The organism is Izhakiella capsodis, from assembly GCF_900115045.1.
In the GTDB taxonomy this organism is placed as follows: Bacteria; Pseudomonadota; Gammaproteobacteria; order Enterobacterales; family Enterobacteriaceae; genus Izhakiella; species Izhakiella capsodis.
In genome coordinates this window covers 1-19,895 of sequence record NZ_FOVC01000001.1, presented here as the reverse complement: position 1 = coordinate 19,895, position 19,895 = coordinate 1, and the positions used below count along the sequence as shown (strand labels likewise).

The following is a 19,895-nucleotide window of genomic DNA, read 5'->3' as shown; positions in this document are numbered from 1 at the left end:
TCATGCATCCGCTGGTTTATTTCTCTAGTCAGTCTGGTAATACCCGACGCTTTATTGAAAGGCTGGGATTACCGGCTGAACGCATTCCTCTGGCTGGAGAGGCACTACAAGTCGATCATCCTTTTATTCTGATCGTGCCCAGCTATGGCGGCGGCACCGTCAAAGGCGCGGTGCCAAAACAAGTAGTCCAGTTTCTTAATCAAGATCATAACCGGGGATTGCTTCGCGGCGTGATCGCCGCCGGCAACCGTAATTTTGGCACGGCATTCGGCCTTGCCGGCGACATTATATCGCGCAAGTGTCAGGTGCCCTGGCTCTATCGTTTTGAACTGATTGGCAGCGAGACCGACCTCGTAAATATTCACCGGGGAGTGAAAAAATTTTGGCAACGACAACCCATAAGCTGAGTAGCGGTACTACAGACAACGGCGATTATCATGCGCTGAACGCTTTGCTTAATCTGTATAACAACGCTGGCGATATCCAGTTTGAGAAAGATCGCGAAGCGATAAGCCACTACTTTTCGCAGCATGTTATTCCCAATAGCATTAGTTTTGGCAGTATCGCAGAGCGTCTGCAATATTTGGTTGATGAAGGCTATTATGATGCCTCAATACTGAATGCCTATAAGTTCTCCTTTATCTGCCAGCTCTTCCAGCAGGCATATAATTATGATTATCAGTTCCAGACCTTTCTTGGTGCCTGGAAGTTTTACACCAGCTACACGCTGAAAACCTTTGATGGTAAGCGTTATTTGGAAAACTTTGCCGATCGGGTCTGTATGGTTGCCCTCACACTGGCTCAGGGGCAGGAAGCTTTTGCTTTATCGCTGATGGAGGAGATGCTTAGCGGTCGCTTTCAGCCAGCAACACCAACTTTCCTTAACTGTGGAAAACAGCAGCGCGGCGAGCTGGTATCCTGCTTTTTGCTGCGTATTGAAGATAATATGGAATCGATTGGCCGTTCGGTTAACTCGGCGTTACAGCTGTCAAAGCGCGGTGGCGGCGTGGCGTTTTTGCTCTCAAATCTGCGAGAGTCAGGCGCACCAATCAAGCGTATTGAAAACCAGTCATCTGGCGTGATTCCGGTGATGAAAATGCTGGAAGATGCTTTTTCATACGCCAACCAGCTGGGTGCACGCCAGGGAGCCGGGGCCGTATACCTGCATGCCCATCATCCCGATATCCTGCGTTTTTTGGATACTAAACGCGAAAACGCAGATGAAAAAATCCGTATCAAAACCCTGTCGCTTGGCGTGGTGATCCCCGACATTACCTTTCAGCTGGCAAAGGATAATCAGCAGATGGCGCTGTTTTCTCCCTACGACGTAGAACGCCTGTACGGTATGCCTTTTGCTGACATCAGCATCAATGAACAATACGGCCAGTTGCTGGCTGATGAACGGATATGCCGCCGCTATATTAACGCACGTGACTTTTTCCAGGCGCTGGCGGAAATTCAGTTTGAATCCGGTTATCCCTATATCATGTTTGAAGACAACGTTAACCGCGCAAATCCGATAGCCGGACGGATCAACATGAGTAACCTCTGCTCCGAAATTTTGCAGGTAAATACGCCCTCAGAATACAATGATGACCTGAGTTATCACCGGATCGGCAAAGACATTTCCTGCAATCTCGGCTCGCTTAACATCGCACGTGCGATGGACTCAACCGACTTTGCCCGCACGGTGGAAGTGGCGGTACGCGGATTGAGCGCTGTTTCCGATATGAGCCACATCCGGTCAGTGCCGTCAGTGGCTGAGGGCAATGCGAAATCGCACGCTATCGGCCTCGGCCAGATGAATTTGCACGGTTTTCTGGCGCGCGAAGGAATTGTTTACGGTTCACCGGCCGCGCTGGACTTCACCAATCTCTACTTTTATGCAGTCACTTACCATGCTTTGCGCACCTCAAACCGTCTGGCGCGCGAACGTGGTGAGCATTTTGCCGGTTTCAGCCAATCACGTTATGCCAGCGGGGAATATTTCGAGCGTTACATTAAGCAGAGCTGGACGCCGCGTACGCCTGAGATAAGCGCGCTGTTTGAACGCTTCAACTTTCATTTGCCAACCCGTGAACAGTGGCAGACGCTGCGTGATGACGTAATGAAAGACGGGCTGTATAACCAGAATTTACAAGCGATCCCACCTACCGGCTCTATTTCCTACATCAATCACGCAACCTCCAGCATACACCCGATCGTTTCACGCATTGAGATACGTAAAGAGGGCAAAACCGGACGCGTTTATTACCCTGCCCCCTATATGACCAATGACAATTTACCTCTCTATCAGGATGCTTATGAAATTGGGCCTCAGGCAATTATCGATACCTATGCTGAGGCCACACGCCATGTCGATCAAGGGTTATCACTGACACTCTTTTTCCGTGATACCGCCACCACGCGCGATATAAACAAAGCGCAGATTTATGCCTGGAAAAAAGGCATTAAAACCCTTTACTACATCCGTCTGCGCCAGCTGGCGCTGGAGGGCACCCAAGTGGAAGGCTGCGTCTCCTGTGCGCTATAAATTCGGAGTAATGATATGAACAGTACGAACCACCGTCTGCAGGCAGTGAACTGGAACCAGATCGAAGATGAAAAAGATTTGGAGGTATGGAACCGCTTGACTGCAAACTTCTGGCTACCGGAAAAAGTACCACTGTCAAATGATATCCCCGCATGGCAGAACCTTAGCCGGAATGAACAACAGCTTACTATCCGGGTTTTCACCGGTCTGACGCTGCTTGATACCCTGCAAAATACCGTCGGCGCCCCTGCGCTGATGGCCGATGCCATAACCCCCCATGAGGAAGCGGTATTTTCAAATATCTGTTTTATGGAGGCCGTTCACGCCCGCTCCTATAGTTCGATTTTCTCAACCTTATGCCAGACGCCGGACGTTGATGCGGCCTATGCCTGGAGTGAGGCCTGCGAAGCTTTACAGCGTAAAGCCGGGATCGTGATGGCACATTACAATGCACAGGACCCACTCAAGAAGAAAATCGCCAGCGTATTTCTCGAATCATTTTTGTTTTATTCCGGTTTCTGGCTACCGATGTATTTCTCCAGTCGCGGTAAGCTGACGAATACTGCCGACCTGATACGTCTGATCATTAAGGATGAAGCGGTGCACGGCTACTACATTGGCTATAAGTATCAGAAGGCGTTGCAGAAGGCATCCGTTGAGCGGCGCGACGAACTGCAGCAATTTGCTGTTACGCTACTCATGTCGCTGTATGAAAATGAACTGATTTACACTGATGAGCTTTATGCTGGCCTTCCGTGGGCTGAAGATGTGAAAAAGTTTCTGCATTACAACGCCAACAAAGCCTTAATGAATCTCGGCTACGATCCCCTTTTTCCGGCTGATATGGCCGAGGTTAATCCAGCGATCCTCGCAGCGTTGTCGCCAAATGCCGATGAAAATCACGATTTTTTTTCCGGTTCCGGCTCATCGTATGTGATGGGGAAAGTGGAAGAAACTCAGGACGAAGATTGGGCCTTTTAAACGTCCTTGCGTGGCGATTAAGATAAATCGCCACGGTTAAAGTTAGTTAAATTATATTTATTATTTAAAGTCATTCATTGAATGATAATATTTGAAAAAATCGACGTCTTATTCCGGATAAATCTTCTTTGATATTTAGTCACTATTAATTCCGCCAATCAAGAACCAGGAGCTTTCTCAAAAAATTACGCACCTTTTTTTTAAAATATTCCACACTCCTTTAGCCCTTATCATTACTGACGTTATGTCTCATTTTCAGCAAACTCCAGTGAAATTTCATAAAATGTCAAGGGTTGCCATCCATTTTCAGTGTGCTACGGTATGGACTGTTAATTTCTAACCGAGAATAGACCGCATAAAAAAATCATCACTCTTAACCCGGATTTAATTATCGAATGGCAATTAGACTTGAAGTAAAAAATTTATATAAAATATTTGGTGATCACCCTGAGCGCGCTTTTAAACACATTGCGAAGGGAATAAGTAAGGAGGCATTACTGGAAAAAACCGGGCTGTCACTTGGCGTAAAAGACGCCAGTCTGGCCATTGAAGAAGGCGAGATATTCGTCATCATGGGATTATCCGGCTCAGGAAAATCCACTATGGTTCGCCTTCTCAATCGTCTGATAGAGCCAACCCGTGGTCAGGTAATTATTGATGGCGTCGATATTGCAAAAATATCTGACCGGGATCTCCGTCAGGTTAGACGAAATAAAATCAGCATGGTATTCCAGTCATTTGCATTAATGCCGCACATGACGGTGTTAAATAACACTGCCTTCGGCATGGAATTATCCGGTGTACCACTGGAAGAACGACAGCAAAAAGCATTAGACGCGCTGCGTCAGGTAGGGCTGGAGAATTATGCTCACGCATATCCAGATGAACTTTCTGGCGGCATGCGTCAGCGCGTTGGACTGGCACGGGCGCTGGCGATCAACCCTGATATATTATTAATGGATGAAGCTTTTTCTGCACTTGATCCCCTGATTCGTACAGAAATGCAGGATGAATTAATTAATCTGCAATCGCGCCACCAGCGCACTATTGTATTTATTTCTCACGATCTTGATGAAGCAATGCGCATCGGCGATCGGATTGCTATTATGCAAGGCGGTGAAGTGGTGCAAGTAGGTACGCCTGACGAAATACTCAATAACCCTGCCAACGATTATGTCCGCACCTTTTTCCGGGGCGTGGATATCAGCCATGTATTCAGCGCCAGAGATATTGCACGACGCAGCGCGTCAGCCCTGATGAGAAAATCGCCCGGCTTTGGGCCACGTTCAGCATTGAAAGTCTTGCAGGATGAAGACCGGGAATTCGGGTATGTGCTTGAACGCCAGAAGTTTCTCGGCGTCGTTTCTATCGAATCCCTGAAATCAGCTCTGGCTGCTGGCGCGGGGCTTGAGCAGGCTATGCTGCCAGAACCTGCACCGGTCCCCGCAGATACCTCCCTTAATGAACTGCTGTCTCACGTCGCCCAGGCACCCTGTGCAGTACCGGTGGTCGATGAAGATAGTCGTTACGTTGGGATTATTTCCAAAGGCATTTTACTACAGGCGCTGGACCGTGAGGGGGCAACCTATGAGTAAACAAGATACTAATCCGTGGCAAGTTGCTTCGGTTGATAGCCAGAATGCATCCCAGAGCGCCGTTGATATCACCAGCCAGCCAGCTGCCAGCAGCGCAGCTTCTCCTGGTGGCGATGCCGGGAGTGCCTGGAGCAACCCCGGCGGTGCAAGCAGCGGTGGCAGTAGCGACTGGTTAAACAGCGCACCTGCACCGCAGGCGGAACACTTCAATATTATGGACCCATTCCATAAAAAACTGGTGCCACTCGATCACTGGGTTACCGAAGGAATCGACTGGATAGTGTCGCATTTCCGGCCGGTGTTTCAGGGCATTCGTGTACCGGTAGATTACATACTAAGCGCCTTCCAGCATCTGCTCATGGGCATGCCGGCACCGATGGCTATTATTATTTTTGCGCTGATAGCCTGGCAACTCGCCAGCCCGGCTATGGGTGTGGCTACCCTTATTTCGCTCATCGCCATCGGCGCAATCGGCGCCTGGTCGCAGGCGATGGTAACCCTGGCACTGGTGCTTACCGCTCTGCTTTTTTGCGTTGTCATCGGCCTGCCGCTCGGCATCTGGCTGGCTCGCAGTGAACGCGCGGCACGGTTTATTCGCCCGCTGCTGGATGCGATGCAAACAACACCGGCTTTCGTCTATCTGGTCCCTATCGTTATGCTATTTGGTATCGGTAACGTGCCCGGTGTTGTCGTGACCATTATCTTTGCGTTACCGCCGGTAGTACGACTGACGATCCTCGGAATTAAACAGGTTCCCGCTGATCTCATCGAAGCGGCAGAGGCGTTCGGTGCCAATCCACGCCAGCTGTTATTTAAGGTACAGCTGCCGCTCGCGATGCCAACAATCATGGCCGGTATAAACCAGACGCTAATGCTGGCGCTGTCAATGGTAGTTATCGCCTCAATGATCGCCGTAGGCGGGCTTGGACAGATGGTACTTCGCGGTATTGGTCGTCTCGATATGGGTCTGGCTAGCGTCGGCGGAGTTGGTATCGTTATCCTCGCGATTATTCTTGACCGACTGACTCAATCCTTAGGTCGGGATGGCCGTAGCCGCGGTAATCGCCATTGGTATACCACCGGACCTATCGGCATTCTGGTTCGTCCCTTTAAACGTTAATTTTCCGGCGGCGTAGCGATGCGCCGCCCGCGTCCCATGCACTGACAATCATTAATATAAGGATAACGTTATGCGCAAGATTGCTTTAATCGCGGCCGCGTTTACCTCGCTGGCTAGCTTATCTGTTTCCGCCACTGATCTGCCGGGTAAGGGTATCACGGTCAAACCGGTGCAAAGCGCAATCGCAGAGGAAACCTTCCAGACGCTACTGGTCAGTCGTGCGCTGGAGAAGCTGGGTTATACGGTTGAAAAGCCCAGCGAAGTCGATTACAACGTCGCATATACCACCATTGCAGCTGGCGATGCAACCTTCACCGCTAACAACTGGAAGCCATTGCATGACGACATGTATGATTCTGCGGGCGGAGATAACAAATTTTATCGTCAGGGAACGCTGGTGCAAGGTGCTGCACAAGGCTATCTGATTGATAAAAAAACCGCAGAGAAATATCACATCACCAACCTTGCTCAGCTTAAAGATCCCGCGCTGGCAAAGTTATTTGATACCAATGGCGACGGAAAAGCCGACCTGACCGGCTGTACGCCAGGCTGGGGTTGTGAGGCGGTGATCAATCACCAGATTAACACATACGGCCTGAGCAATACCGTGGAACATAATCAGGGCAATTATTCAGCAATGATTGCCGATACCATCACCCGCTTTAAACAGGGCAAGCCTGTTCTTTATTATACCTGGACACCGTACTGGGTGAGCGATGTGTTAAAGCCCGGACGAGACGTAGTCTGGTTACAGGTGCCCTTCTCTTCACTGCCGGGTAAACAACGCGGTGTGGATACCAGGCTACCTAACGGCGCTAACTATGGCTTCCCGGTGAATACCATGCACATCGTTGCCAACAAAGAGTGGGCCAAGAGAAATCCGGCTGCTGCAAAACTGTTTGCTGAAATGAAGCTGCCAGTGGCAGATATCAACGCTCAGAATGCGCACATGCATGAAGAGGGCCAGTCATCTGAAGATGCGATTAATGCTCAGGTTGACGGTTGGATTAAAGCGCACCAGTCAACGTTTGATAATTGGATTAGCAACGCACAGGCTGCTGCCAGATAAGGGGTTATCCTCCTCAATTTATGACCTCAAAGCGACCTTGCGATCGGTTTGAGGTCATCTCCTCTGCAACGCAGGCATCCGACACGGCAAGACCTGATTTCAGCGCTCATTACGACTGACCTTATGTGCTTAAGAAAACGCAGAAAGCGTAAAAGTATATTTATCAGACTCTCCTAACTGTTATCCGCACATCGAGTCTGGTATCTTTATTCAACTATTAATTGATAGCAGTTATTTTTTCACAGTAAATTATTTAGCTGCTAATGAGAAGCGCGATTGGTCAGCTAACGGCAAATATTGACGCTAATCCAGCTGAAAATCCCCGTTAGATTTTATTTTTTATCCGTAGCAAACACTCTGGTTACAAGCCAGCAGGTCAGGGAGTGATGTGGTTATCAGGATCGTGAGATGAGTAACGCAAACAGTTTTCCATGCAATCTGCGAACGTCTCGGATCACAGCATTGTTACGACCCGTTGCAACAAGTGAGGCCCAATATAATGGAAAGCTCGTTTACACCCATTGAGCGAATGCTGAATTTTCGCGCCAGCCGCCATAAAGATTTTCCCCTGCAAGAAATTTTGTTGACCCGGCTATGTATGCATATGCAGGGTAAACTGTTGGAAAATCGCAATAAGATGTTGAAAAATCAAGGAATTAATGAAACCTTGTTTATAGCATTACTCACCCTGGACGCACAGGAAAATCAACGTATTCAGCCCTCTGAACTTAGCTCCGCCCTGGGCTCCTCCCGCACAAATGCTACGCGTATCGCCGATGAGCTGGAAAAGCGCGGCTGGATTGAACGCCGTGAAAGCAATAACGACCGCCGCTGCTTGCATCTTAGCCTGACGACCAAAGGTAATGAGTTCCTGCAAAAGGTTTTGCCACCTCAGCATCAGAGTCTTCAACTACTCTGGGATGCTCTGAACGGCACCGAGAAAGCACAACTCGAGGCAATAACTCGCAAACTTCTGAATAGGCTTGATAAAATGGATTCAGAGGACGCTGTCAGCAATTTATCCCGCTAATATTTCCCTGACACAGCAATAGCGCCTGTCACTAATAGCATATTGTGCGACATTTTTTTTTCCGTAAGTCGCTATGTTAAGCGCCCAGATTTCATGTCTTATGCCAGCCTATTCGCGCTGGCATTTTTCGCGCCGGATATTTGAATAGGGATGTTCTCTCCGGATGATTAGGCAAACAGGAGAGTACTATGAGTGTGAATGCGGAGATGCAGACACCCCAACAGCCGAGAACGAATAAAAACAAGCGTAAAGGCGCGCTGATTTTACTGGCCTCACTATTTATTGTGATTGGCGTTGCCTGGTTTTTTTACTGGTTTCTGATACTGCGCCACTTTGAAGAGACTGACGATGCGTATGTCGCCGGTAACCAGGTTCAGGTCATGGCCCAGGTCTCCGGCAGTGTCGATAAAGTGGTATTTGACGATACTGACTTTGTTAAAAAAGGTGACGTACTCGTCACACTCGATCAGACCGATGCACAGCAAGCATTTGAAAAAGCAAAAACTGCGCTGGCGACCAGCGTACGCCAGACTCATCAGCTGATGATTAACAGTAAGCAGTATCAGGCCAACATTGAGCTGCAAAAAACGGCACTGGGCCAGGCCGAAGCGGATCTACGCCGTCGCCTCCCTCTTGCCAATGACAATCTGATTGGTCGCGAAGAGTTACAGCATGCTCGCGATGCCGTTGCCAGCGCTAAAGCGCAGCTCGATGTGGCGATTCAGCAGTACAACGCTAATCAGGCCATGATCCTTAATACCCCTTTGGCAAATCAACCTGCCGTCCAACAAGCCTCTGCTGAACTGCGTGACGCATGGCTTGCGCTGCAACGCACGCAAATCGTCAGTCCGGTAGACGGATACGTTTCACGCCGCAGTGTTCAGGTTGGCTCGCAAATTTCTCCTTCCACACCTTTGATGGCTATTGTGCCTTCTACAGGCTTATGGGTTGATGCCAATTTTAAAGAAACCCAGCTGGCGAAAGTGCGTATCGGTCAGCCTGCCACCGTAGTCAGCGATATCTACGGCGATGATGTGGTGTACCACGGTAAAGTGATCGGGCTGGACATGGGGACGGGCAGCGCCTTTTCACTGCTGCCCGCGCAGAACGCCACTGGCAACTGGATTAAAGTGGTTCAGCGCCTGCCGGTGCGTATCGCGCTTAATCCTCAGGAGCTGAAACAGCATCCTCTGCGTATCGGGCTCTCAGTGTTGGTTAACGTAGATACGAGCGATACGCAAGGCCCGGTCCTGGCGACTAAAGTGCGTAGTACGCCAGCATATGTCAGTAATGCTCTATCGCTTAATCTGGCACCGGTAAACCAGCTGATAAGCGAGATTATTAAAGCCAATGCGGATTAATCACGCGAGAGATTGTTATGCAACAAAAAACGCTTGAGGGAATGCCGCTGGTTCTGATGACGATTGCGCTGTCACTGGCGACGTTTATGCAAGTACTGGACTCCACCATCGCCAACGTTGCGATCCCAACTATCGCAGGTAATCTCGGTGAATCTAATTCTCAGGGTACCTGGGTTATCACCTCGTTTGGGGTTGCGAATGCTATTTCAATTCCCATTACCGGCTGGCTTGCCCGCCGGATTGGCGAAGTTAAACTGTTTGTCTGGTCAACGGGTGCCTTCGCCGTTGCCTCATGGCTTTGTGGTATGTCAGAGAGTTTGACTACGCTGATTTTCTTCCGCGTCATTCAGGGGATCGTCGCCGGCCCCCTGATCCCGCTGTCGCAGAGTTTGCTGCTGAATAACTATCCCCCCGCTAAGCGCAGCATTGCTCTGTCGCTTTGGGCCATGACGGTCATTGTTGCCCCCATCTGCGGCCCAATTCTCGGCGGCTGGATCAGCGACAATTACCACTGGGGCTGGATCTTTTTTATTAATGTGCCGATTGGCGTTATTGTTGTACTCCTTACGCTGCAAACGTTGCGTAACCGCGAAACACCCATCACCATCGCTCCTATCGACATGGTTGGTCTGGCGCTATTAGTGATCGGCGTAGGTTCACTTCAGGTTATGCTCGATCGCGGTAAGGAACTCGACTGGTTTAGCTCTACCGAGATTATCATCCTGACGTCGCTGGCAGTTATAGCGCTACTGGCACTCTTGATATGGGAGCTAACGGATAAGCATCCGATCGTCGACCTGTCACTATTTGCCGGGCGAAATTTTACCATCGGCTGCCTGTCAATCAGCCTCGCCTATATGTTGTATTTCGGCTCTATTGTGTTACTACCTCAACTGCTACAGGAGGTATACGGCTACACCGCCACTTGGGCAGGGCTGGCGTCAGCGCCGGTGGGCATCATTCCGGTAATACTGTCGCCGATTATCGGCCGGTTTGCCCATAAGCTGGATATGCGCCGCCTGGTCACCTTCAGCTTCATTATGTATGCCGTGTGCTTTTACTGGCGCGCATATACCTTTGAACCAGGAATGGACTTTGGCGCGTCGGCCTGGCCGCAGTTTATCCAGGGCTTTGCTGTAGCCTGCTTTTTCATGCCACTGACCACTATTACGCTCGCCGGTTTGCCTCCCGACAAGATTGCGGCTGCATCGAGCCTGTCAAACTTTACTCGTACTCTGGCGGGCTCCATTGGCACATCGATTACCACCACAATGTGGTCCGATCGCGAGTCAATACATCATGCACAGCTAACGGAATCAATTACGCCGTATAACCCCAATGCGCAACAGATGTATGAGAAATTGCAGGCGCTGGGAATGACGCACGATCAGGCATCGGCCTGGATTGCACAGCAAATAACTAACCAGGGGCTAATCATCTCAGCAAATGAGATATTCTGGGCCTCGGCGGGCGTTTTTCTTGTGCTGCTTGTGCTTATCTGGTTCGCCCGTCCGCCCTTCACTTCGAGCAATAACAGTGGCGGTGGAGCCCATTAATCTGCTACAAAAAACCGGATGCTGAAAACATCCGGTTTTTATACCAGCAGGTCAACAACACCGCGGCGATTTAGCCGTTATTCTGACGCCACCATTCTGCCAGCAGAATACCCGTAGCAACCGATACGTTCAGGCTTTCAACTTTGCCAGTTCCGCCGATCGAAATAGCCAGATCGCTTCGTTGAAAAACGCTGTCGGACAGGCCATCATGCTCCTGGCCAAGCACCAGCACCATTTTTTTTGGCAAGATGGCCTTATTTAACGCCACCCCACTATGGCTGGAGGTGGTCACAATGGTGTAACCCGCTTTACGGAAAGCATCAAGGCTGCCGGAAAAATCTTTATCGCCAATGGCCTGAACGTGCTCAGCACCGCCTTCTGCGGTACGCACTGCCGCGCCAGACTCCAACACTGCCGCATCATCAACCAATATTCCCTTCACGCCGAAATGCGCACAGCTACGCATAATCCCGCCAACGTTGTGCGGGTTGCCAATATCTTCCAGCGCCAGTACGCAATCCTGCTCTCCCGCCAGTTTCAGCCAGTTAGCAACCGGAATTCCCATCCGTTTTTTAATTAAAAAACAGACGCCACCGTGGTGCTCGGTGCCGGAAGCTTTGGCGAGTTCTGCATCATCAACAACATGATATGCCTTGCGATTAGCCGCCAGCCACTTAAGTGCATTACGAAAACGCGGCGTAACGCTTTGAATAAACCAGGCACGAACGATAGCCTCAGGACGGCTGTTAAATAGTGCCTGACAAGCATTTTCACCGTATACCCGGGTTTCTTCCAAGCGCTGGCGACGAAGCTGCTCCGGATCGATAAAACTTTTACCACTGATCCCCCTATGGTCGGGTCTCTCATCAGTCGGTGTGCGGCTGACGGTGCGCCATGGTGAGGATTCATAGGTATCATCGTGTTCATGCGGGCCACGACCTTTACCTTCATGGCGGTCGTTACGCCAATCGCTATCTTTCGGCTGGCGAGTGCCTCCTTTACCGGTACGCGGGTTCTGCCCGCGATTTTCTTTTTCTTCATCTCCGCGAACATACATCACTTTAACCTTGCTACTTTTACCCTTCAGCTCGTCGTTCATCAACTATTCCCCCTGGCTGAGCGCGAAGCGCGCAGATTACCTGATGTTTCCTGAGTTAGCCATCACCTTTAGCTAAAAGCTATCAGCTATTATAGTCATTGAAGGAATCACATTGTTGCCCCGACGCCCATTGAACATACTGCATATTCTGTCGTTTAAAAAACCAGCTTTTCGCAGTGATTTCCGTGGTCATGAGGTAAAAATGAAAACAGTCTGTCCTTTCTGCCAGGCAACTAATCGCCTGCCCAGTGAGCATGCCAATAAAGAAACGGCTACATGTGGCCGATGCAACGAGCAACTGTTTACGCAGGACGTCATCAATGCCACTGCCGCCACGCTGGATAAATATTTGCAAGACGAGCTACCGGTGATAATTGACTTTTGGGCGCCCTGGTGTGGCCCCTGTCTCAACTTCGCGCAGGTTTATAAAGAGATAGCATCAGAACGCAGCGGCAAAATACGCTTTCTCAAAATAAACACTGAAGTGGAGCGGGCGCTGAGTAGCCGCTTTGGCATTCGCAGCATTCCAACGATCATGGCATTCAAGCAGGGGCAGATGGTCGATATGATCAACGGTGCCATGCCAAAAGCGCCTTTCAGCGAGTGGCTGGACGAGACGGTTTAATTACTGCCTCTTTATAGCAGCCAGGGTAGAATGGTGTTTTTAGCCCTTATTGACTATGACTGAAAACGCCGTTCTTCTTCTGCGTGCCGAGCGTCTGGCTCGCGCCACCCGCCCCTTTCTTGCCAGAGGTAATCGCGTATGCCGCTGCCAGCGCTGCCTGCTACCACTGTCAAACTGTCTGTGTTCAGGCATCGTGACGCAACAGGCTCGCAGCCGGTTTTGTCTGGTCATGTTCGATACGGAACCGATGAAACCCAGTAATACCGGTCGTTTAATCGCCGACATTCTGCCTGACACCTTGGCCTTTGGTTGGTCACGGACAGAAATAAGCGTTGACCTGCTCAAAGTGGTTAATGATGCCAGCTATCAACCTTTTGTCGTATTTCCCGCCAGTTACGCTGCCACTGATCGTCAGGTAGAAAACAAACCGCCGATTCAGGGTAAGCCACCTCTGTTTATTATGCTGGATGGCACCTGGAGCGAAGCACGTAAAATGTTTCGCAAAAGCCCGTGGCTGGATCACTTTCCCGTGCTGTCGGTTGACGTAACCACGCCCTCAGCTTATTCCCTACGCGAAGCTCATGCTCCCGGTCAGCACTGTACTGCCGAGATAGCGGTGGCCTTGTTGGCACAAGCTGGGGACAGTAGCGCTGCACAAGCGCTTTCGCAACATTTTCAGCTGTTTCGTGATCGCTACCTCACTGGAAAAGCGCTTCCCAGGCAATTTACGGAAAAAGCGTGAGAAAAAGTTTAAAATCATCCTGTTTCTCATTGTCAGGAGCGCACTATGAGCCAACGCGGACTGGAAGCACTACTCAGACCTAAATCAATCGCCGTCGTGGGTGCCTCAGCAAGGCCGCAGCGGGCCGGTTGGCTTATGATGCGTAATCTGCTCGACGGTGGTTTTCAGGGGCCTGTGCTGCCTGTCACGCCTCGCTATAAAGCCGTTTGCGGCGTGCTAGCCTGGCCGGACGTTGCCAGCCTGCCAATGGTGCCAGATCTGGCGATCATCTGTACCCATGCCAGCCGTAATCTCTCCCTGCTTGAAACCTTAGGTCTGAAAGGGTGCAAAGCCGTCATTATTCTTTCCGCCCCAGCTGAGCAACAGGACCCGTTACGTGTCTGCGCGGCGCGCTTCCAGATGCGTCTACTGGGACCAAATAGCCTTGGATTACTGGCACCCTGGCAGGGACTGAATGCCAGCTTCTCACCCGTTAGCATTCTACCCGGAAAAGTGGCCTTTATTTCGCAGTCTGCAGCGGTTTCTAATACCGTCCTTGACTGGGCTTTGCAGCGACAGCTAGGGTTTTCATGGTTTATTTCGCTCGGCGACAGCCTGGATATTGACGTTGACGACCTGCTCGATTTTCTGGCCAGAGATGGCAAAACAACCGCTATATTACTGCACCTTGAAAGTCTCAGCGACGCGCGACGCTTCGTCTCTGCTGCGCGCAGCGCTTCGCGCAATAAGCCTATTCTTGTGATAAAAAGCGGCAGGAGTTCGCAGGCACAACAACTACTGCGTAAACCGTCTGGCATGGATGCAGCCTGGGATGCGGCAATACAGCGCGCAGGCCTGCTGCGCGTTCGTGATACTCACGAGTTGTTTTCTGCAGTAGAAACGCTCAGTCATATGCGCCCGCTCCGAGGCGATCGGCTAATGATTATAAGCAACGGTGCCGCACCAGCAGCCCTGGCATTGGATGCGCTTGATGCCCGTAACGGTCAACTTGTACAGCCAGATACTCTGCTGTGTACAGCATTAAAGTCAGCGCTCCCGGCAAACTTCAACATCGCAAACCCACTGGATCTTCAGGATGACGCGACGCCTGAGCGCTACCTCGCAGTGATTAACGCACTGCTCGACAGCCCTAGCTTTGATGCGTTAATGATCATCCATTCACCCAGTGCGGCTGCACCAGCGACGCCGACCGCAAAGCAGCTCATCGCGCAGATTAAGAGGCATCCTCGCGCAGCCCTTGTTACGCTCTTGACGAATTGGTGTGGAGAATACTCATCACAGGAATCGCGGCGCTTGTTCAGCGAAGCGCATATTCCAACCTATCGCACACCAGAAGGCACCATTAGTGCCTTTATGCACATGGTAGAATATCGCCGCAACCAGCAGCTGCTGCGTGAAACTCCGGCGCTTCCGCCTTCACTACCCCAGGACTCGGCCCAGGCCCATCAGCTGATACAACAGGCACTCAGCTCAGGCTATCTCTCTCTTGATACCCATGAGGTACGGGATATTTTTCAGGCTTATGGCCTGTACGTACCGCCGACATGGATTGCCAGCGACAGTGTCGAAGCGGTACAAATTGCTAACCAGATCGGCTATCCGGTAGCACTCAAGTTACGTTCTGCTGATATAGCGCATAAGTCCGAAGTTCAGGGTGTCCTGCTTTATTTACGTACTGCTGAGGAGGTTCAGCGTGCAGCCGATGCCATTCTTGACCGTGTCCTGCAAAGCAAGCCTGGCGCACGTGTAGAAGGATTGCTGGTACAGAGCATGGCGAATCGGGCCGGTGCCCAGTCGCTACGAATTCAGGTTGAGCACGATCCCGTATTTGGCCCGTTAATCCTGTTGGGTGAAGGTGGATCTGACTGGCAGCCGCATCTTCAGGCAGTCGTTGCCCTGCCACCATTAAATATGACTCTCGCTCGCTATCTGGTTATCCAGGCGATTAAAGATGGCAAACTTCGTAGCCGGAGCGCACTGCAACCGTTGGATATCACTTCGCTAAGTCAGGTATTAGTCTACGTTTCTAATTTAATTATCGACTGCCCGGAGATACGCCGGCTGGATATTAACCCTCTGCTGGCTGACGGCGAGAAGTTCGCCATGCTAGATGTCACCATGACGCTGGCCCCCTTCAGCGGTGATGCCGATGCTCGCCTGGCAATCCGTCCTTACCCACATCATCTTGAAGAAAAGGTCATGCTAAAAAATGGGCTCAGCTGTCTGTTCAGACCCATACTGCCCGAAGATGAGCCTCTGCTTCAACGTTTTATCAGTCAGGTGAGCAAAGAGGATCTCTATTATCGCTATTTCAGTGAGATCAATGAGTTCACTCACAACGATTTGGCGAATATGACACAAATTGACTACGATCGGGAAATGGCGATCGTGGCAGTCAGAGAGTCAAATAATCAGCAGGAAATTATTGGCGTAACCCGTGCAATTTCCGATGCTGACAATATTGATGCAGAATTCTCGGTATTGGTACGATCCGACCTCAAAGGATTGGGAATGGGGCGAAGGCTGCTGGAAAAAATGGTCACCTATACTCAAGTGCATGGTCTGAAACAGCTGAATGGCATAACGATGCCGAACAATCAGGGGATGATTGCTCTCGCTCGCAAACTGGGTTTCAGCGTCGATTTTCAACTGGATGAGGGTATGGTCAGCCTGACGCTGTCATTGTCAGATGCGGTAAGCGGATCTTTCTAAACGTAAATCACACCCCTTTGCTTCCTACTAATGATACTATTTGCAGTCAGGCTCATGATTTTTTGGCAAAAGAGGCCATTATGAACAGAGAAGAAGCGTACTGTGATGTTGTCCAAGCCCAAGTGTAATAAACACCAACAGCACCTTGCTCAATTGCCTAAACTGGCTCAATCTGCTGCAGAATTCACCACGCTATACACCGCTGCCGATTTTCGCCAGGCTTTGATGGATAAGATCGCCGGTGCCAGACTGCGTATTTTTATTGTCGCTCTCTACCTGGAAAAGGATGACGGTGGCCGCAGCATACTTTCTGCACTTTATGACGCCAAACAGGCTCGCCCCGAACTGGATATTTGTGTGCTGGTTGACTGGCATCGGGCGCAACGTGGGCGCATTGGCGCCCGACAGGGGGCGACCAATGCTGACTGGTATTGCGAAATGGCGCGTCAGCATCCGGGTATTGAGATACCGATTTATGGCGTACCGGTTAATACTCGCGAAGCACTGGGCGTGCTGCACCTCAAAGGCTCAATTGTGGATGATACGGTGATTTATACTGGAGCCAGCCTGAATGATGTCTATCTTCATCAGCATGATAAGTATCGGTATGATCGCTACCAGCTGATTACTAATTCCTCTCTTGCTGATTCTATGGTTTCCTGGATACATCAGCACCTTATCGAAGCAGAGGCCGTTCACCAGTTAAATCGTCCGGAACGGCCTAAAAGTCCAGAAATTAAAAACGAAACCCGGCAGTTTCGCCAGGATCTTCGCGGAATAGACTATTGCTATCAACCCAACGCCGATAATAATCAGTTATCATTGGCCCCGCTAGTTGGACTTGGCAAACGCAGCTTACTGAATAAAACCATTTATCACCTGATGCCCTGCACCAGGCAAAGGCTCACCATTTGCACACCTTATTTCAATCTGCCCGTCGTTCTGGTGCGTAATATCATTACACTACTGCGCCAGGGCAAACAGGTTGAAATCATTGTCGGCGATAAAACCGCCAATGATTTTTATATTCCACCTGACCAACCATTTAAAATTATCGGCGCACTCCCCTATCTTTATGAAATTAACCTGCGCCGTTTTCTCAGCCGTCTACAATATTTCATTAATAGCCAGCAACTTACGATACGCTTGTGGAAAGATGGGGAAAATAGTTACCATCTGAAAGGTGTCTGGGTGGATGATGAATGGATGATTATTACCGGTAATAATCTCAACCCACGAGCCTGGCGGCTCGATCTCGAAAATGCGATCCTTATTCACGATCCGCAACGCCAGCTGAGCGGACAGCGCACCAGAGAGTTGGCGTTAATACGTACTCATACCACTATCGTGCGTCATTTCCGTGATCTGGAAAGCATCGCTGATTATCCGGTCAAAGTTCGTAAATTAATCCGCCGACTAAGGCGCATTCGCATAGATAAGCTAATCAGCCGTATCCTGTGACAGATAATGCCCTCCTATCGCAGGGCTTTTTTAAAAGGTTACCCATGCGTCTTTGCTGCCTGCTTTTCATTTTCAGCTGCTGTGGATGTGCTCATATGGCCGATGACGCCTGGACCGGTAAAGATAAAGCTCAGCATTTTGTCGCCTCAGCTCTGCTTGCAGCAGCGGGCAGCGAATACGCTAAGCATCAGCACATTAACGGCAGCAGCAGTGCAGGCATTGGTTTACTTTTTTCACTGAGCATCGGCGCGGGGAAAGAGGCATACGACAGCCGCCCTTCCGGCTCAGGCTGGAGTTGGAAGGACTTTAGCTGGGACCTCGCCGGTGCGGCCACCGGCTATACGTTATGGACGCTTAGCCAGTGATCATAGCTTAACCCCCATTCCCCGACGATGAAGCATCAGTGACACAAGGAAAGCTAAAGCGCCCATAATCGAAACATACCAGAAAAAGCTGGTTTCACTGCCCGCTGCCTTTAACGATAGCGCAACGTACTCCGCTGACCCACCAAATATGGCATTTGCCAGCGCATACGACAGTCCTACGCCCAACGCCCGCACTTCCGGAGGAAACATTTCAGCTTTCAGGATACCGCTGATGGCCGTGTAGAAGCTGGTTATCAACAACGCTAATATGACCAGCACAAACGCAACCCATGGGGTGCTCACACTTTGTAGCAGCGTCAGGATAGGTACGGTACATATGGCAGATAAACCACCAAACAGCAGCATTAAGTTACGCCGTCCTATCTTATCGGATAATCCGCCGATAACCGGCTGTAATACCATAAAAATTAACAGCGCTCCGGTCATCAAAGAGCTGGCTGTCCGAGCATCCATCCCTGCTGTGTTGACCAGGTATTTTTGCATATAGGTGGTAAAGGTATAAAAACTTAGAGATCCACCTGCGGTAAATCCTAGCACCATCAGAAAAGCCCGACGATGCTTCCACAGGCCAATCAACTTTCCGGCATCTTTTCGCGCCCGGACCTTACTATCAGACGTTTCATTTAGCGAGCGACGCAACAACACCGCCACCACCGCTAACACCGCACCGATGAAAAAGGGTATACGCCATCCCCAGCTTTTTAACTCATCGTCACTAAGGATAAATTGCAGAATAACCACCGTCAGCACTGCCAGCAGCTGACCGCCAATGAGGGTGACGTACTGAAAGGAAGCATAAAATCCTTTTTTTCCTTCTTCAGCGACTTCACTCATATAGGTTGCGCTGGTGCCGTACTCTCCGCCGACCGACAGCCCCTGAAACATCCTGGCCAGTAGCAGCAGCACCGGTGCCGCAACACCGATTGTAGCGTAACCCGGTAGACAAGCGATAACCAGTGAACCTAAGCACATCATGAGTACTGAGATCAGCATCGATTGTTTACGGCCATATCTATCCGCAATAAAGCCGAAAAGCCAGCCACCGATGGGACGCATCAGAAAACCGGCAGCAAATATCCCCGCCGTTTTTAACAGTTGCGTCGTGCTGTCACCAGTCGGAAAAAAAGCCTGTGCGAAATAGATAGAGAAAAATGAATAAACGTAAAAATCGAACCATTCAACCAGATTTCCCGAAGAGGCCCCAAAAATCGCCCAGATGCGTTGTCTTGCACTCAGATACCCGGCGCTATGCGTTTCCGATGTTCCGGGATTTGGCTTTATATTAGTTTCTTCCGTCATAATAATACCTATGATTGCTTCCTGCTGATAATCAGCCAGATGAATATGAAACGATTCAGTAAAACCCAGCTTTGCAATATTGATAAAATACTTTATTTAAGCAACGGTAAATTTTGTGAACTCGATGTAACTCTGTTTATTTTCAGCATTTGTTCGTATGCTGCAGACACAAAAAAGCCCCGTACTTATGTACGAGGCTTTTTTGTTTTTTTTATGCCTGGCAATTCCCTGCTCTCGCATGGGGAGACCCCACACTACCATCGGCGCTACGGCGTTTCACTTCTGAGTTCGGCATGGGGTCAGGTGGGACCACCGCGCTGTTGCCG

The 19,895-nt window shown here is 50.2% G+C and carries 16 protein-coding genes and 1 rRNA gene; 14 read left to right on the top strand and 3 right to left on the bottom strand.

Annotation, left to right across the window (positions count from 1 at the left end; genetic code table 11):
- Positions 1–2: 2 nt before the first annotated feature.
- The 9 genes from nrdI to emrB all read left to right on the top strand — a co-directional run bounded on the left by nrdI (position 3) and on the right by emrB (position 11,245).
- The gene (gene nrdI / locus BM191_RS00085; RefSeq protein ID WP_092873513.1) at positions 3–407 is read left to right on the top strand and encodes a class Ib ribonucleoside-diphosphate reductase assembly flavoprotein NrdI; all 405 of its coding nucleotides are present in this window, start codon (positions 3–5) and stop codon (positions 405–407) included.
- Positions 383–2,533, top strand: coding sequence for a class 1b ribonucleoside-diphosphate reductase subunit alpha (gene nrdE, locus BM191_RS00080; RefSeq protein WP_092873511.1), 2,151 nt, complete (start codon positions 383–385; stop codon positions 2,531–2,533). The genes nrdI and nrdE overlap by 25 nt, the downstream gene beginning before the upstream one ends.
- A 15-nt stretch (positions 2,534–2,548) precedes the next feature.
- A complete protein-coding gene (nrdF, locus tag BM191_RS00075) occupies positions 2,549–3,514 on the top strand; it encodes a class 1b ribonucleoside-diphosphate reductase subunit beta (RefSeq protein ID WP_092873509.1) in 966 nt (321 codons plus the stop codon).
- 395 nt (positions 3,515–3,909) lie between these two features.
- On the top strand, positions 3,910–5,109 hold the full coding sequence (gene proV, locus BM191_RS00070) for a glycine betaine/L-proline ABC transporter ATP-binding protein ProV (protein WP_092873507.1): 1,200 nt from the start codon (positions 3,910–3,912) through the stop codon (positions 5,107–5,109).
- Complete coding sequence (gene proW, locus BM191_RS00065) at positions 5,102–6,229, top strand: glycine betaine/L-proline ABC transporter permease ProW (protein WP_092873505.1); 1,128 nt, start codon at positions 5,102–5,104, stop codon at positions 6,227–6,229. Before proV ends, proW begins: the two co-directional genes overlap by 8 nt.
- Positions 6,230–6,299: 70 nt before the next feature.
- Positions 6,300–7,298 carry a glycine betaine/L-proline ABC transporter substrate-binding protein ProX gene (proX, locus tag BM191_RS00060; RefSeq protein ID WP_092873503.1) on the top strand — a complete coding sequence of 333 codons (999 nt, stop codon included), beginning with the start codon at positions 6,300–6,302 and terminating at the stop codon, positions 7,296–7,298.
- Between the two features lie 499 nt (positions 7,299–7,797).
- The gene (gene mprA / locus BM191_RS00055) at positions 7,798–8,328 is read left to right on the top strand and encodes a transcriptional repressor MprA (RefSeq protein ID WP_092873501.1); all 531 of its coding nucleotides are present in this window, start codon (positions 7,798–7,800) and stop codon (positions 8,326–8,328) included.
- Between the two features lie 188 nt (positions 8,329–8,516).
- On the top strand, positions 8,517–9,689 hold the full coding sequence (gene emrA, locus BM191_RS00050) for a multidrug efflux MFS transporter periplasmic adaptor subunit EmrA (protein ID WP_092873499.1): 1,173 nt from the start codon (positions 8,517–8,519) through the stop codon (positions 9,687–9,689).
- A gap of 17 nt (positions 9,690–9,706) precedes the next feature.
- The gene (gene emrB / locus BM191_RS00045; RefSeq protein WP_092873497.1) at positions 9,707–11,245 is read left to right on the top strand and encodes a multidrug efflux MFS transporter permease subunit EmrB; all 1,539 of its coding nucleotides are present in this window, start codon (positions 9,707–9,709) and stop codon (positions 11,243–11,245) included.
- A 70-nt stretch (positions 11,246–11,315) separates the two neighbouring features.
- Here the strand turns inward: emrB and BM191_RS00040 are convergent, their stop codons facing one another.
- The gene (locus tag BM191_RS00040) at positions 11,316–12,344 is read right to left on the bottom strand and encodes a tRNA/rRNA methyltransferase (protein WP_092873495.1); all 1,029 of its coding nucleotides are present in this window, start codon (positions 12,342–12,344) and stop codon (positions 11,316–11,318) included.
- Positions 12,345–12,546: 202 nt separating this feature from the next.
- Between BM191_RS00040 and trxC the strand changes: the two genes are divergently transcribed.
- The 5 genes from trxC (at position 12,547) to BM191_RS00015 (ending at position 18,249) form a co-directional block, all read left to right on the top strand.
- The gene (gene trxC, locus BM191_RS00035; RefSeq protein ID WP_092875116.1) at positions 12,547–12,969 is read left to right on the top strand and encodes a thioredoxin TrxC; all 423 of its coding nucleotides are present in this window, start codon (positions 12,547–12,549) and stop codon (positions 12,967–12,969) included.
- 55 nt (positions 12,970–13,024) lie between these two features.
- Positions 13,025–13,711 (top strand): tRNA-uridine aminocarboxypropyltransferase, encoded by a 687-nt coding sequence (locus tag BM191_RS00030; RefSeq protein ID WP_092873492.1) that lies wholly within the window; start codon positions 13,025–13,027, stop codon positions 13,709–13,711.
- A gap of 45 nt (positions 13,712–13,756) precedes the next feature.
- Positions 13,757–16,423 carry a bifunctional acetate--CoA ligase family protein/GNAT family N-acetyltransferase gene (locus tag BM191_RS00025; RefSeq protein WP_092873489.1) on the top strand — a complete coding sequence of 889 codons (2,667 nt, stop codon included), beginning with the start codon at positions 13,757–13,759 and terminating at the stop codon, positions 16,421–16,423.
- A gap of 105 nt (positions 16,424–16,528) precedes the next feature.
- Entirely contained in the window at positions 16,529–17,884 is a 1,356-nt protein-coding gene (gene pssA / locus BM191_RS00020; protein ID WP_092873486.1) for a CDP-diacylglycerol--serine O-phosphatidyltransferase, read from the top strand.
- Positions 17,885–17,928: 44 nt separating this feature from the next.
- Positions 17,929–18,249 carry a YfiM family lipoprotein gene (locus BM191_RS00015; protein ID WP_092873483.1) on the top strand — a complete coding sequence of 107 codons (321 nt, stop codon included), beginning with the start codon at positions 17,929–17,931 and terminating at the stop codon, positions 18,247–18,249.
- On the opposite strand, the gene BM191_RS00010 is transcribed toward BM191_RS00015, so the two are convergent.
- Positions 18,250–19,569 carry an MFS family transporter gene (locus BM191_RS00010; protein WP_092873480.1) on the bottom strand — a complete coding sequence of 440 codons (1,320 nt, stop codon included), beginning with the start codon at positions 19,567–19,569 and terminating at the stop codon, positions 18,250–18,252.
- Between the two features lie 215 nt (positions 19,570–19,784).
- Positions 19,785–19,895, bottom strand: a 5S ribosomal RNA gene (rrf, locus tag BM191_RS00005); the annotation flags it as partial.